Origin of the sequence: Pseudomonas sp. MONT-RG-20F-20-E-7-02, from assembly GCF_022662395.1 — a bacterium.
Lineage (GTDB): Bacteria > Pseudomonadota > Gammaproteobacteria > Pseudomonadales > Pseudomonadaceae > Aquipseudomonas.
On the sequence record NZ_JAKNQN010000006.1, the window covers coordinates 78,016 to 91,600 of the forward strand.

At 60.4% G+C, this 13,585-nt stretch carries 13 protein-coding genes; 3 read left to right on the top strand and 10 right to left on the bottom strand.

Going from position 1 to position 13,585, the window contains the following annotated elements; all coding sequences use genetic code 11:
• Positions 1-59: 59 nt before the first annotated feature.
• The 10 genes from L8I05_RS18225 to L8I05_RS18270 all read right to left on the bottom strand — a co-directional run bounded on the left by L8I05_RS18225 (position 60) and on the right by L8I05_RS18270 (position 11,364).
• On the bottom strand, positions 60-905 hold the full coding sequence (locus tag L8I05_RS18225) for a D-hexose-6-phosphate mutarotase (protein ID WP_159959360.1): 846 nt from the start codon (positions 903-905) through the stop codon (positions 60-62).
• A 219-nt stretch (positions 906-1,124) separates the two neighbouring features.
• A complete protein-coding gene (locus tag L8I05_RS18230) occupies positions 1,125-2,471 on the bottom strand; it encodes a carbohydrate porin (protein WP_242170794.1) in 1,347 nt (448 codons plus the stop codon).
• Positions 2,472-2,555: 84 nt separating this feature from the next.
• A complete protein-coding gene (gene ugpC / locus L8I05_RS18235) occupies positions 2,556-3,716 on the bottom strand; it encodes a sn-glycerol-3-phosphate ABC transporter ATP-binding protein UgpC (RefSeq protein WP_159959364.1) in 1,161 nt (386 codons plus the stop codon).
• 2 nt (positions 3,717-3,718) lie between these two features.
• Positions 3,719-4,564 (bottom strand): carbohydrate ABC transporter permease, encoded by an 846-nt coding sequence (locus L8I05_RS18240; RefSeq protein WP_242170795.1) that lies wholly within the window; start codon positions 4,562-4,564, stop codon positions 3,719-3,721.
• Positions 4,557-5,465 (bottom strand): sugar ABC transporter permease, encoded by a 909-nt coding sequence (locus tag L8I05_RS18245; RefSeq protein ID WP_017253695.1) that lies wholly within the window; start codon positions 5,463-5,465, stop codon positions 4,557-4,559. The genes L8I05_RS18240 and L8I05_RS18245 overlap by 8 nt, the downstream gene beginning before the upstream one ends.
• Positions 5,466-5,557: 92 nt before the next feature.
• Positions 5,558-6,844, bottom strand: coding sequence for an ABC transporter substrate-binding protein (locus L8I05_RS18250; protein ID WP_159959368.1), 1,287 nt, complete (start codon positions 6,842-6,844; stop codon positions 5,558-5,560).
• Between the two features lie 104 nt (positions 6,845-6,948).
• Positions 6,949-8,208, bottom strand: coding sequence for an AGE family epimerase/isomerase (locus L8I05_RS18255; RefSeq protein ID WP_242170797.1), 1,260 nt, complete (start codon positions 8,206-8,208; stop codon positions 6,949-6,951).
• A gap of 257 nt (positions 8,209-8,465) precedes the next feature.
• On the bottom strand, positions 8,466-9,290 hold the full coding sequence (locus L8I05_RS18260; protein WP_242170798.1) for an ATPase: 825 nt from the start codon (positions 9,288-9,290) through the stop codon (positions 8,466-8,468).
• A 129-nt stretch (positions 9,291-9,419) separates the two neighbouring features.
• A complete protein-coding gene (locus L8I05_RS18265) occupies positions 9,420-10,418 on the bottom strand; it encodes an NAD-dependent epimerase/dehydratase family protein (RefSeq protein ID WP_197626949.1) in 999 nt (332 codons plus the stop codon).
• 52 nt (positions 10,419-10,470) lie between these two features.
• Positions 10,471-11,364 (bottom strand): LysR family transcriptional regulator ArgP, encoded by an 894-nt coding sequence (locus L8I05_RS18270; RefSeq protein WP_242170801.1) that lies wholly within the window; start codon positions 11,362-11,364, stop codon positions 10,471-10,473.
• A gap of 97 nt (positions 11,365-11,461) precedes the next feature.
• On the opposite strand from L8I05_RS18270, the gene L8I05_RS18275 reads away from it, so the two are divergent.
• The 3 genes from L8I05_RS18275 (at position 11,462) to L8I05_RS18285 (ending at position 13,244) form a co-directional block, all read left to right on the top strand.
• The gene (locus L8I05_RS18275) at positions 11,462-11,863 is read left to right on the top strand and encodes an ACT domain-containing protein (RefSeq protein WP_159959378.1); all 402 of its coding nucleotides are present in this window, start codon (positions 11,462-11,464) and stop codon (positions 11,861-11,863) included.
• A gap of 6 nt (positions 11,864-11,869) precedes the next feature.
• A complete protein-coding gene (locus L8I05_RS18280) occupies positions 11,870-12,469 on the top strand; it encodes a LysE/ArgO family amino acid transporter (protein ID WP_177016987.1) in 600 nt (199 codons plus the stop codon).
• Positions 12,470-12,647: 178 nt separating this feature from the next.
• Positions 12,648-13,244 (top strand): Fe-Mn family superoxide dismutase, encoded by a 597-nt coding sequence (locus L8I05_RS18285; protein WP_003212997.1) that lies wholly within the window; start codon positions 12,648-12,650, stop codon positions 13,242-13,244.
• The last annotated feature ends 341 nt before the right edge of the window (positions 13,245-13,585 follow it).

Below are 13,585 nucleotides of genomic sequence, written 5' to 3' on the forward strand. Positions count from 1 at the left end.
GCGTCACGAGCGGACGCAGAGCGTCCAAGGCGGCATTCCCACGCGGAGCGTGGGAACGATCATGCCCCAGCTCTCGCCTGCAAACTCAGATGCGCCCTCTCCCCCGGCGCCAAGCTGGCCCCGGCCATCGCCGACTCCACGCACACAAACCCCGCCGCCTCGTTAAAGCTCACGCCCAACAAAGGTCGGCTGCCTGGGTGCCACACCACCGTGTCGGCGCTGTCGCCGGTGTCGATGCACAGCTCGCGCTGCCAGGCATGGTCCTTGAGGTGCAACTCACCGTCATGCTGGAACACCCGCTGGCAGCCGCCATCCACGCGGAGCTCGCCTTCCTGCTGGCAAACCTGGCGATTGAGCTGGTCATAACCTTGCGCGCCGTCGAGCCCAGACAGCGCTATCTCACCGACATTGCCAATACGCCAATAGGCGTGCAAAGCATGGCTCAACTGGCACGGCAACTCGTCCTGATGCTCGGTGCACAGGCGCAGTTCCAGGGTTTCGCCCAGGTGTGCGTGCAGGTCGACCTGCCAGTCGCACAGCTGCAATTGCCAGTGCAGGCGTACGCCATCGTCGTCGGCGCTGCTGTCGAGCAGCTTCCAGTCGATCAGCCGCGCCCAGCCATGGGACGGCCATGCGTTTTCGCTCGGGTGGCGCCCGTACCACGGCCAGCACACCGGCACGCCGCCACGGATGGCGCCGACTTGCGGCCACTTGGCCGCACACCACAGCCAGGGTTTCTGGCCGCGCGGTTGAAAGTGCAGCAATTGCGCGCCCTGGCGACTGAACACCGCCTGGCACAACGGATGGTCAATCACCAACACGTCGCGCATCTGAAAGCGCTCCCAGGCGAATACCGGTTGCTCGCGCAGGGATTTGAAAAAGCGTTGCAGCGGATGCTCATGCATGTGCCACGGTCCTGAAATTCAGTGTTGCTCAAGCTTGGTTACCCTGTGGGAGCTGGCTTGCCTGCGATGGCATCGCCTCGGCCATCCAGGCAGACCGCATCGTTCGCATCGCAGGCAAGCCAGCTCCCACATGGGTAGTGCAGCGCGACCCAAAAAAAAGCGGATAGCCATGGCTACCCGCAAAATGCGCACAGAGAGAAGGAGCTTATCGCAACAGCGTTAGAACGTAGACTGAATTTTCAGGCCCGCCACTACCGCGTTGTCGACTTGTTTCACACCGCCTGGGTTGGCGACGTATTGCAGGTTAGGACGCACGGTCAGCCAGTTGGTGACGTGGATGCCGTAGTTGAGTTCGACGTTGTACTCAGTGTTACGCAGCGGTGCGTAGCCCGCTTGATCGTAATCAGTGAAGCCGCCGGCCGCATTGAGCAACTCAGCGGTTTTCTTCACGTCACTGTTGGCGTGGATACGCGACACACCGATACCGACGTCATCCTTGGTACGCGCGTCGAATGGCCCTTTGTACACAAGCATCACCGACTGGTAGTTGTCGACCAGGTTGGTGTCTTTGTCGTGGAAGGTCACGTTGGCCGCGATGTTCAGACCGCGGGAAGCGTCGCCATTGTGCGTGGTGAGTTGCTGCTGCAGAACGCCCCAGTAGCCGCTTTTGCTGCTACGAACGCGGAAAGCCGCGCCGGTGGTGCCAGCATCATTGCCATTGACGTCTTCACGTACGTCGGTGGCATCGGCAGTACTCTTGTAGTAACCCACACGGTATTCGCCCGGCAGGCCATTGACCTTCGGCGACCAGACCAATTCCACCGGCAATACGGTGCCCTTGGTGCCGCTGCCGCTGAGCTTGAAGCCGTTGCCGTGCTCCAGCTGCGATGGGTTCTGGTTGTACGCACCGATTTGCGCATACAGCTCAGGCGTGATGTTGTACTTCACGCGGATCGCCGCCTGGCTGACAGGCCAGTTGTACCAGGTGTTTACATAGTTACCCACTTGCGAACCGCAGAACGACAGGTTCTGGAAGTCGCATGGGAAGGTGTTGAAGTCTTCGCCTTCACCGAAGTAACCGAGTTTCACGTCCAGTTTGTTGTCGAACATCTGGTGCTGGATCCAGAACTGGGTCAGACGCACCATGTGGCCACGGCCATCAACTTCTTGAGACGAACTCAAGGTGCTGGCACGCGGGTCACCAATACGGTCATTGGAGATGTTCGCGCCATTACGGTTGGTCAGTTGGATCTTGGCCTGGGTGTTATCCCAGCCAAACAGCTTTTGCAGATCCAGTGCTACGCCCAGACCGAACTGGTCAGCGTAACGGGCAGTTTTGTCGTCGTTGTAGCCGCCGCGAAGGTTGGCGCCCACTTCCCCAACGTAGTCAGCCTTGATGTCGATACCTTGCTCAATGAGCTTGGTCCGCTCGCCGCCCCAATCGCCCGTCATCCACTTGGAATCGGAGCTGAATGCATCGGCCGCCATCGCATTGGCGGACAATACCAGGGCTGCTGCTGCTGACAGTTGGCAGAGCAGCCGGGTGTTGTTGTGTTGCTTTTTCATCCCTACATCCTCGTCTTTATTGTTATTAAACTGTTTTTATCTAACGCGGGTTACATTTTTATCTAAAACAACAGGTTACCTGCTTCAGCGGCCTTTGAATTGGGCCACGTTGTCGGCATGCCCGTGTGCAGGCAATGATGCAGCAGTGCCCAAGCGTTCGCCGGTTTTGGCGTCGAACAGCAATACCTTGGCCGGGTCGAATTGCAGGGTCAGGGTCTCGCCCACCTGCGGTGCCACGTCGGGTGCCAGGCGGCAGCAGACTTTGGTGTCATTGAGTTGCACAAACACCAGGGTGTCCGGGCCGGTCGGCTCGGTGACCTGCACCTCAGCGCGAATGCTCGACGCGCTGTCGCCCTCGCCCGCCGCCAACATGATTTGCTCCGGGCGCAGGCCCAGGATCACGTCGCGGTCCTCAAGACCGGCGTCCGACACGTTAAGCGCCAGCTCGCAACGCGCCTGGCCACTGTCGAGCAGCGCCACCAGGCGACCGTCCTTGCGTTGCAGGCGCAGCGGCACGAAGTTCATCGGCGGCGAGCCGATAAAGCTCGCCACAAATTGGTTGGCCGGGTTGTTGTAGATCTCTTTCGGCGTGCCGAACTGCTGGATAATGCCGTCCTTCATCACCGCCACTTTATCGCCCAGGGTCATCGCTTCGATTTGATCGTGGGTGACGTAGACGGTGGTGGTTTTCAGGCGCTGGTGCATCAACTTCATTTCGGTGCGCATCTCGACCCGCAGCTTGGCGTCGAGGTTGGACAGCGGTTCGTCGAACAGGTAGATCTTCGGCCGGCGCGCCAGGGCACGGCCCATGGCCACACGCTGTTGCTGGCCACCGGAGAGCTGGCCCGGTTTGCGGTTGAGCAGGTGTTCGATCTGCAGCAGCTTGGCCACGCGCGCCACTTCGGCGTCGATGTCAGCCTGAGCCATCTTGCGGATTTTCAGGCCGAATTCGATGTTCTCGCGCACGCTCATGGTCGGGTACAGCGCGTAGGACTGGAACACCATGGCGATGTCACGGTCCTTGGGGCTCATGCCGCTCACGTCCTGGTCGCCGATCATGATCGCGCCGCCGGTGATGGTCTCAAGCCCGGCGATGCAGTTCATCAGCGTGGATTTACCGCACCCCGAAGGGCCGACCAGAATCAGGAACTCGCCTTCTTTGATCGACAGTTCGATGTTCTTCAAGGTGTCGGGCAGGCCGGCGCCATAGGTCTTGTTTACATTGCGAAGTTCAAGCGTAGCCATGATTACCCCTTGACCGCGCCGGCCGTGAGGCCGCGCACGAAATACTTGCCTGCGATCACATAGACCAGCAGGGTCGGCAGCCCGGCGATCATCGCCGCCGCCATATCCACGTTATATTCCTTGGCCCCGGTGCTGGTGTTGACCAGGTTGTTCAGCGCCACCGTGATGGGCTGCGAGTCGCCGCTGGAGAACACCACACCGAACAGGAAGTCGTTCCAGATCTGGGTGAACTGCCAAATCAGGCAGACCATGATGATCGGGGTCGACATCGGCAGAATGATCTGACGGAAGATGGTGAAAAAGCCTGCACCGTCCAGTCGTGCCGCCTTGATCAGCGCGTCAGGAATGCTCACGTAGTAGTTACGGAAGAACAGTGTAGTAAACGCCAACCCGTAGACCACGTGCACAAACACCAGGCCCGTGGTGGTGCTGGCCAGGCCCATCTTGCCGAGGGTGAACGAGGCTGGCAGCAACACCGTCTGGAACGGCAGGAAGCAGCCGAACAACAGCAGGCCGAAGAACAACTGCGAGCCTTTGAAGCGCCAGAACGACAGCACGTAGCCGTTCAACGCGCCGATGGCGGTGGAGATCAGCACGGCCGGAACGGTGATCTTGATCGAGTTCCAGAAGTAACCGTCAACCGTGGCCCAGGCCTTGACCCAGCCGATGCCGGTGACCACGGTCGGCCAGCTCAGCAGGTTGCCGGTGCTGATGTCTTCCGGGGTTTTAAAGCTGGTCAGCAGCATCACCACCAGCGGCACCAGGTACAGCAGCACAGCGAGGATCAGCACCGCGTAGATCGCGACGCGACTCAGGCTGATGGAAGGTTTGGCAGCGAGACTAGTCATTACGCTTGGTCCTCAGCTCGGAGTACAGGTAAGGCACGATGATCGCGAGGATCGCGCCGAGCATCAGGATTGCACTGGCCGAGCCCATGCCCATCTGGCCACGACTGAAGGTGAACGAGTACATGAACATCGCGGGCAGGTCGGAGGAGTAGCCCGGGCCGCCGGCGGTCATCGCCGCGACCAGGTCGAAGCTCTTGATCGCAATGTGCGCGAGGATCATCACCGCACTGAAGAACACCGGACGCAGGCTTGGCAGCACCACGCTCCAGTAGATACGCGGCAGGCTGGCGCCGTCGATCTGGGCGGCACGAATGATCGATTGATCAACGCCACGCAGGCCGGCGAGGAACATCGCCATGATGAAGCCCGAGGCTTGCCACACGGCGGCAATCACCAGGCAGTACACCACGCGGTCCGGGTCGATCAGCCAGTCGAGACGGAAGCCTTCCCAGCCCCAGTCACGCAGAAGTTTGTCCAGGCCCATGCCCGGGTTGAGCAGCCATTTCCAGGCCGTACCGGTCACGATCATCGAGAGCGCCATCGGGTACAGGTAAATGGTGCGGATAAAGCCTTCGCGGCGGATTTTCTGGTCGAGGAAGATCGCCAGGGTCACGCCAATCACCAGGGTGATGCCGATAAACATCCCGCCAAAAACCGCCAGGTTCTTGCTCGCTACCCACCAGCGGTCGTTGTCGAACAACCGCGCATATTGCGCAAGACCGGCCCATTTGTAGCTTGGCAGGAACGTGGAATTGGTGAACGACAGAACGAACGTCCACAGGATGTAACCGTAGAAGCCCACCAGCACGATGAACATGCTGGGCGCCAGCACCAGTTTAGGGAGCCAGCGCTGCAGTGCATCGAACGGCGAGGCCTTGCTGAACACAGCAACAGAACTCATGGGAAAATCCAGTACAGTGAAAAAGGACTACAGGAACAAACCTTGTGAGGGGTCAGGGGGTTTCCCCTCACAAGGATCAGCCGTGCTAACCGTTACTTCGCGGACTTGATCGCAGCGCCGAGTTTCTTGGCGGTGTCGGCCGGGTCGGCTTTCGGGTCGTTGATGTAGTTGGTCACGACATCAAAGAACGCACCTTGCACAGCCAGGGTGGTGGCCATGTTGTGCGCCATGCTTGGCTGCAGGCCGCCAGTCTTGGCGTCAGCCAGGAAGTCCTTGGCAGCGGTCTGGGCACAGGAATCGAAACCGAGCTTGTCCATTTCATTGAGCATGTCGGTACGAACCGGGATCGAGCCTTTGTTGATGCTGAAGACTTTCTGGAAGTTCTCACCCAGCACGACTTTGGCGATGTCCTGCTGACCGGCAGCAGTGCCTTTGTCTTTCTGCTTGAACACCGCCAGGGAGTCGATGTTGTAGGTGAAGGCTTTGTCGGTGCCAGGGAAGGCTACGCACTCGTAGTCCTTGCCGGCGACTTTCTTGGCGGCGGTCCATTCGGACTTGGCCCAGTCACCCATGATCTGCATGCCGGCCTTGCCGTTGATGACCTTGCCTGCTTCGAGGTTCCAGTCCTGGCCTTTGCCGTCGACGTCCATGTAGGTCGCGACTTTCTTCAGCTCAGTCAGGGCCTTGACCATTTCCGGGCCGGTGAGCGCGCCGTTATCCAGGTCGACCAGGGCTTTCTTGTAGCCATCGGCGCCCATTACCGACAGGACCACCGCTTCGAATACGGTGCTGTCCTGCCAAGGCTGGCCACCGTGTGCGAGCGGAATGAAGCCCGCGGCTTTCAGCTTGTCGCCGGCTGCGTAGAATTCTTCGAGGGTGGTCGGGTTCTTGGTGATACCGGCTTTCTTGAAGACTTCCGGGTTGATCCACAGCCAGTTCACGCGGTGGATATTGACCGGTACGGCGACGTAGTCACCTTCGTACTTCACGGTGTCGGAGACTTTCTTGTCGAGCAGGGAGTCCCACTTCTCGTCCTTGGACACTTGTTTCAGGACGTCGGTGTCGAGCAAGCCAGTCGATGCCCACTCCTGAATGTCGGGGCCTTTGATCTGGGCCACGCCCGGTGGGTTACCGGCAACTGCGCGGCTTTTCAGCACAGTCATGGCCGTGGCACCACCGCCACCTGCGACGGCACCGTCTTTCCAGGTGAAGCCGTCTTTCTCAACTTGGGCCTTCAGGACATCTACAGCCGCTTTTTCACCGCCGGAGGTCCACCAATGCACAACTTCAACCGTCCCTTTCGAGTCGGCGGCAAATGCACTGAGGGGAAACAACGAGGCAATGGAAATAGCGACGGCGAGGCGATTAATCGCGTTCATCTGAGTACCTTTTCTTGTTGTTATGCATGCAAGTCTAGAGCTTGCGCTGCACGGAGTTTAAACAGGGATTTTCCGGGCGCAGGTAACAAAGGGACGTACAAATGTCACCACTTGGTGACATAAAGGCCCCGACCCAACGCACTGGTCATGCTGGGTGACAAGGGTAGCGCAGGCAGCACCACCGCTTGCCAAGCGTGATAAAGGTCCGGTTTACCACCCCAGATCTTGCTGCTGGGCTGGTTGTGCGGGCTGAGTTCGTGATGCCAACTGCCGTGGCTACGGTCGATAAAGTAGGTTTCGCAAAACTCCCAGAACCGCCGATACCAGGTTTCGTAATGCAGCTCACCGGTACGTTTGAGCAAGGCCTGTGCGGCGGCGCTGGCCTCGGCGTGGGTCCAGTGCAGGCGTTCGCGCACCACCGGGCGGTGGTTCCAGTCCAGGGTGTAGACAATGCCGGGAGCACCGTCCACCGCCCAGGCGTATTCGCAGGCACTGGCGAACAAGCCTTGGGCGTCGGTTACCAGCCAGTCCGGCGTGGCCAGCCCGGCTTGCAGGCGTGCGGCTTCCAGGTGCAGCACCAGCCGCGCCCACTCAAAGCCGTGGCCGGGGGTGATGCCATACGGGCGGAAGCCATCGGCGGGGTTGTCTTCGTTGTAGCTGAGCAGCGGTTTCCAGTGGGCGTCGAAATGCTCGATGACCATAAACTGGTTGCCGGCTGCGTGGCTGTGGATAACCCGCTCGACGATACGCAGCGCGCGGTCCAGCCAGCGCGTATCACCGGTGACATCCGCCAGGGCCAGGAACGCCTCAGTGGCGTGCATGTTGCTGTTGGCGCCGCGATAAGCCTCCACACCCGTCCAGTCCTGGGCAAAGGATTCGAGCATGACGCCCTCTTCCTCGCTCCAGAAAAAATGGTCGATGATGTGCACGGCGTCGTTCAACAGATTTTGCGCACCAGGCGCGCCGGCCACCACGGCCGAGCTGGCCGCCAAGGCGACGAATGCGTGCAGGTAAGCCGCTTTGCCACGGTTGCCATCAAGCGCGTGAGGCGCAGCAAACCAGCCACCGTGCTCGCTGTCGCGCAACGGGCCACTGAGCGCCGCAACGCCGTGCGCCACCAACTCGGCATAACCGGGCAGCCCCATGGCGTGGGCCATGGCGAAGCTGTGGGTCATGCGGGCGGTGTTCATGGTTTCGGCGTGGGCGTCGGCCGGGAGTTGGCCGTTGTCATCGAGGTTGCCAAAGCCGTCAGGCAGGCGTGAAGCCTTGGCGAATGCCAGCAGGCGCTGGCCTTCGGTGGCAAGCCAGGAGTGATGGGCAGGTGCGTTCAGCCAACTGCTGGCAGGCAGTGGTTGCGTGGTCATAAGTAGCCCTTATTATTTTTTATGGGATGACAGGAGTCTAAACAAGGGCGCGTTGGGGGCAAGTAACGAAGGGGATGGGAAATGTCACTGGACGGTGACATTTACCAAAACGATCGTTCCCACGCTCTGCGTGGGAACGCAACCTCGGACGCTCCGCGTCCAGCAGACGACGAGTGGCTTAAGCTCCACGCAAGGGTGACGCAGAGCGTCACGGGATGCATTCCCACGCAGAGCGTGGGAATGATCAGGTCCGTGTACTACTGCCCCAGCGGCCTGATCTTCGCGGGCGCGTTGAGTTGCTGTTGCAGGTTCTGCACCTGGCTCTGCAAGGTGGTGATATTGCGCGTGGTCTGGATGCGGAACACGTCGAACTCTTTATTGGTCGGCGCGTCACTGTTAACCGGCTGGCTGTCCTGCGCGCTTTTGAGCACCACCAGGTCTTGCTCGATACGGGCAATCGCGGCGCTCGGGTTGCCCTGTTTCTTCAGCGCGGCCACGTCGGCGGACAGCTCCTTGACGTCACCTTGCGCCGCCTTGAGCGTTGCCACCGCCTCGGTCAGCGCCTGCACCTGGCCTTGCAGCTTGCTGTTGGCGTTCGACAGGTCGGTGGTGCTGGAGGTCATTTGTGCCAGGCGCTGGTCCAGTTCGGTGGCTTGGCCGGCGACACCGACCTGCTGCTTGCCTTGCTCCTGCAACTGCGCTTCCAACTGCTTGATCTGTAATTTCAGCGCTTCACTGCCGTTGTTCACGTTGGCTTCGCTGGCCACCACCTTGCCGGAAATGTCCTGCAGGCGCCCAGCCGCTTCCTCGCTGATGCGCGCAAAACTTTCCTGGGTGGCGACCAATTGCTGGCCCATCAGGGAAATCTGCTGGAAGCTCCACCAGGCAAGGCCCGCAAAGGCGATCAGCAGCGCGCCGACCAACGCCCACAACGGGCCGGTGCTGGCGCTCTTGACCTTGACCACAGGCGTATTGCGCGAGCGCACCGAGGTGGCCGGGCCTGGCTCGAAATCATCATCGTCCCCGATGTCGGCCCGCAGGCTGGGAACGTTGTCGAAGTCGTCTTTAGCATCGTTACGCATGAATCAACCCTGAATCGGTGAGATGGCTACCTTAAAAAAGCCGAGCGACGGCAGTATAAACCGCGCCTGCGCCGCACTGATCGACCCGGAACCGCGGATTCGGTTCCCGAAGTGTTGCTGGGTGTGAGCTTACTGGCGCCCCGGATCCTGGGCGCGCCACCAGCTGCAGAACTCATCGAGCGCAGTCCACAGGCTGACCTTGGGCTCGTAGTCCAGATAATGCCTCGCCCGGCTGATGTCGAGGGTGAAATCTTTGTTCATCACCTGCATGCCCAAGCGTGACAATGCCGGCTCCGGGCGCCCTGGCCACATGGCGCAGAATGCTTCGTTCAACGCCGCCACGCTGTAGGACAAACCGTAAGAGCGATAACGCGTGACTTGAGGCATGTCCATCTGGCGCATCACGTAGTTGACCACATCCCACACCGGCACCGGCGCGCCGTTGCTGATGTTGTAGGCCTTGCCCAACGCCGAGCCGGTCGCCAGCAAACTGCTCAACAGTGCTTCGTTGAGGTTGTGCACGCTGGTGAAGTCGACCTTGTTCAGGCCGTCGCCGACGATCGCCAGGCGGTTCTTGCGCTGCATTTTCAACAGGCGCGGGAAGATGCTCATGTCACCGGCACCGGTGACGAAACGCGGGCGCAGGGCCAGCACTTCCAGGCCGAACTCCTGGGCACCGAACACCTTTTGCTCCGCCAGGTACTTGGTGGCCGCGTACGGGTGCTTGAAGCGCTTGGGCACTTGCTCTTCGGTCAACCCGAGGTGGTCGCGCCCATCGAAGTAGATAGACGGCGACGACAGGTGCACCAGGCGCCCGACGCGCTGCTTGAGGCAGGCTTCGACAACGTTTTCGGTGACCAGCACGTTGCCTTGATGAAAGTCCTGATACTTGCCCCATAGCCCGACAGCGCCGGCGCAATGCACCACCGCTTCGACATCGCGACACAGGTCGCGCACCAGGTCGGCGTCATTCAAATCACCCTGGATAAACTCGGCGCCGCGCCGTACCAGATGCTCCACACCTTCGGCACGCCGCCCGTTGACCCGCACGTCCAGGCCCTGCTCCAGGGCGAAACGCGCAAAGCGCCCGCCAATGAAGCCGCTTGCGCCGGTGACCAGAATTTTCATGTATTACCCCGTGTTCTTTCGTTTTTCATCGCTGTTGCGTTGACGCCCGCCATCATTCCAACGGCACCAACCATTGGCCACACGCCTGGGCCAGATGATCGGTCAACAAGCCCAATAGCTGCCCGCCACTGCGCCAATGATGCCAGTACAGCGGCACGTCGATGGGCTTATCTGGCAACAACTCGACCAATACGCCGGTTTCCAACTGGTCGCGCACCTGTAATTCCGGGACCAGGCCCCAGCCCAGGCCGGCTTCCGTCAAGCGGATAAAGCCTTCGGAGGATGGGCATAAATGGTGTTCGAAACCGCCGTCCACGCCGAGGGAAGCCAGGTAACGGTGTTGCAGGAAATCATCCGGGCCAAACACCAGTGCCGGCGTGCGCGCCAGTTGATCGGCACGCACGCCGCCAGGGAAATGCCGGACAATAAAGGCCGGGCTGGCCAGCGCCCGGTAGCGCATGGCGCCGAGCAGCAGGCTGCGAGCGCCCGCCACCGGGCGCTCGCTGGCGCAGATACAGGCCGCCACTTCACCGGCGCGCATGCGCTTGAGGCCGACGGTCTGGTCCTCTACCACCAGGTCCAGCAACAAATGCTGCTCGGCGCAAAAGTCGCTGACGGCCTCGGCCCACCAGGTGGCCAGGCTGTCGGCATTCAGCGCGATGCGCAGGCGCTCGGGCATGCCTTCTTCATCCAGCGCCGGCACCTGGCTTTGCAGGTCGCGCTCGAGCAGCCGAACTTGTTGCACATGGTTGAGCAGGCGCCGGCCGATGTCAGTGGGCGTCGGCGGCGTGGCCCGCACCAGTACCGGCTGGCCGATGCGCGCTTCGAGCAACTTGATGCGCTGGGAGATCGCCGACTGCGACAACCCCAGCACCTGGGCGCCGCGCTCGAAGCCGGCTTGTTCCACCACCGCTGCCAGGGCAGAAAGCAATTTATAGTCGAACATCAGTTTCTCTAATGGGCGATCAGCAATATTGGTTTTTCTTATACAGCTTAGCCCGTAAGAATGACCAGCATCGCTTCTCTCTATTAAGGAACTTCACATGGCTGGCGAAACCGCCCTGGCAACCCTGCTGCGCAGCATGAGCCCGCAGTTGAATGACGGCGATTATGTGTTCTGTACACTGCCCGACAATCGTATACCCGACGGTTGCGACGTCATCGGCAGCTTTCGCGAACAGGAAGGGCTGACGCTGATCCTGGAGCGTCAGCAGGCGGAGCAAGCTGGGCTGGCCTTTGACTACGTCGCCGCGTGGATCACCTTGAATGTGCATTCGGCCCTGGAAGCCGTGGGCCTGACTGCGGCGTTCGCCAGTGCCCTGGGCAAAGCCGGTATCAGTTGCAACGTGATCGCCGGCTACTACCACGACCACCTGTTTGTCGGCCGCAACGATGCCGAGCGGGCCATGGATGTATTGCGTCAATTGGCCGCAAACGCGGAGTAAAAAATTATGTGGCAAAGCTATGTGAACGGCCTGCTGGTGGCCTTGGGCCTGATCATGGCGATCGGCACCCAGAATGCTTTTGTGCTGGCGCAAAGCCTGCGACGTGAACACCATTTGCCCGTGGCGGCGCTGTGCATCGTGTGTGATGCAATTTTGGTGGCGGCCGGGGTATTCGGCCTGGCCACGGTGCTGGCACAGAACCCACTGCTGCTGGCGATTGCCCGCTGGGGCGGCGCGGCGTTCCTGTTGTGGTACGGCACCCTGGCGCTGCGCCGGGCGTTTTCCAGGCAGAGCCTGGAACAAGGCGAAAACCTCAAGGTACGCTCCTTGCGCGCCGTGCTGCTCAGCGCACTGGCGGTGACACTGCTCAATCCGCATGTGTATCTGGACACCGTGCTGCTGATTGGCTCATTGGGCGCTCAACAAACCGAACCCGGCGCCTATGTGGCCGGTGCCGCCAGTGCCTCGTTCCTGTGGTTTGCCACGTTGGCACTCGGCGCCGCGTGGTTGGCACCCTGGTTGGCGCGCCCGGCGACCTGGCGGCTGCTGGACTTCCTGGTGGCGGCGATGATGTTCAGCGTGGCCTACCAATTGATCAGTGCGTGAGGAATATTCCAAAACGCTCTGGAACCTCTATCCCACACAGTTGTTGCGTGGTTATGCCGCAACCCCGGTGCTATGATCCAGCCCCTGCGCCGCAAAGAGTACAAACTCCCCGGCGCTTGTTTGGCCGCCCGTGATCGGCCTTGCGCTCACCGCAACTGACCTGATTAGGAGAATCATCATGGCTTTCGAATTGCCGCCGCTGCCCTACGCACACGATGCCCTGCAGCCGCACATTTCCAAGGAAACCTTGGAATACCACCACGACAAGCACCACAACACCTACGTCGTGAACCTGAACAACCTGGTGCCAGGCACCGAGTTCGAAGGCAAGACCCTGGAAGAAATCGTCAAGTCTTCTTCGGGCGGCATCTTCAACAACGCCGCTCAGGTCTGGAACCACACCTTCTACTGGAACTGCCTGGCGCCAAACGCCGGCGGCCAACCTACCGGCGCACTGGCTGAGGCCATCAACGCTGCGTTCGGTTCGTTCGACAAGTTCAAGGAAGAGTTCACCAAGACGTCCGTCGGCACCTTCGGTTCCGGTTGGGGCTGGCTGGTGAAAAAAGCTGACGGTTCCCTGGCCCTGGCCAGCACCATCGGCGCCGGCAACCCGCTGACCAGCGGCGACACCCCGCTGCTGACCTGCGACGTATGGGAACACGCTTACTACATCGACTACCGCAACGTGCGTCCAAAGTATGTGGAAGCGTTCTGGAACCTGGTCAACTGGAAGTTCGTGGCTGAGCAGTTCGAAGGCAAAACCTTCACTGCCTAAGCAACGCTTGCAGTAAAAAGAGCCCGGCAATTGCCGGGCTTTTTTATGGGCGATGAAAAATTGGCCGGGGGTTTGGAACTCAGAGCGTAGATCGTGCCACGCATTCAATGTGAGGAATTCGCCTCTCTTAATTGTCGGAGAAATTACAATGTCCATTACCGCATTAGCAGCAGCACTCCCACTTGTTGGCTCACTCGCGCCCTTGGCCGGCCAGGCCCTGAACGCTGTCACTCAACTCGCCAAGACGGTAGGCGACATGGCCAATTCTCAAAACCGGCGCGGGGGTCAGATCGCGAACGCAGACACTCACAGCAACCACCACGCTATGAATTATTCGCAAC

Bases quoted from the DNA above. Each gene is read 5' to 3' on its own strand.
- L8I05_RS18240 (WP_242170795.1), bottom strand. From the start codon at position 4,564: ATGACTAGTCTCGCTGCCAAACCTTCCATCAGCCTGAGTCGCGTCGCG.
- L8I05_RS18275 (WP_159959378.1), top strand. From the start codon at position 11,462: ATGGCTGGCGAAACCGCCCTGGCAACCCTGCTGCGCAGCATGAGCCCG.
- L8I05_RS18270 (WP_242170801.1), bottom strand. From the start codon at position 11,364: ATGTTCGACTATAAATTGCTTTCTGCCCTGGCAGCGGTGGTGGAACAA.
- L8I05_RS18225 (WP_159959360.1), bottom strand. From the start codon at position 905: ATGCATGAGCATCCGCTGCAACGCTTTTTCAAATCCCTGCGCGAGCAA.
- L8I05_RS18250 (WP_159959368.1), bottom strand. From the start codon at position 6,844: ATGAACGCGATTAATCGCCTCGCCGTCGCTATTTCCATTGCCTCGTTG.
- L8I05_RS18265 (WP_197626949.1), bottom strand. From the start codon at position 10,418: ATGAAAATTCTGGTCACCGGCGCAAGCGGCTTCATTGGCGGGCGCTTT.
- ugpC (WP_159959364.1), bottom strand. From the start codon at position 3,716: ATGGCTACGCTTGAACTTCGCAATGTAAACAAGACCTATGGCGCCGGC.
- L8I05_RS18280 (WP_177016987.1), top strand. From the start codon at position 11,870: ATGTGGCAAAGCTATGTGAACGGCCTGCTGGTGGCCTTGGGCCTGATC.
- L8I05_RS18230 (WP_242170794.1), bottom strand. From the start codon at position 2,471: ATGAAAAAGCAACACAACAACACCCGGCTGCTCTGCCAACTGTCAGCA.
- L8I05_RS18255 (WP_242170797.1), bottom strand. From the start codon at position 8,208: ATGACCACGCAACCACTGCCTGCCAGCAGTTGGCTGAACGCACCTGCC.
- L8I05_RS18245 (WP_017253695.1), bottom strand. From the start codon at position 5,465: ATGAGTTCTGTTGCTGTGTTCAGCAAGGCCTCGCCGTTCGATGCACTG.
- L8I05_RS18260 (WP_242170798.1), bottom strand. From the start codon at position 9,290: ATGCGTAACGATGCTAAAGACGACTTCGACAACGTTCCCAGCCTGCGG.
- L8I05_RS18285 (WP_003212997.1), top strand. From the start codon at position 12,648: ATGGCTTTCGAATTGCCGCCGCTGCCCTACGCACACGATGCCCTGCAG.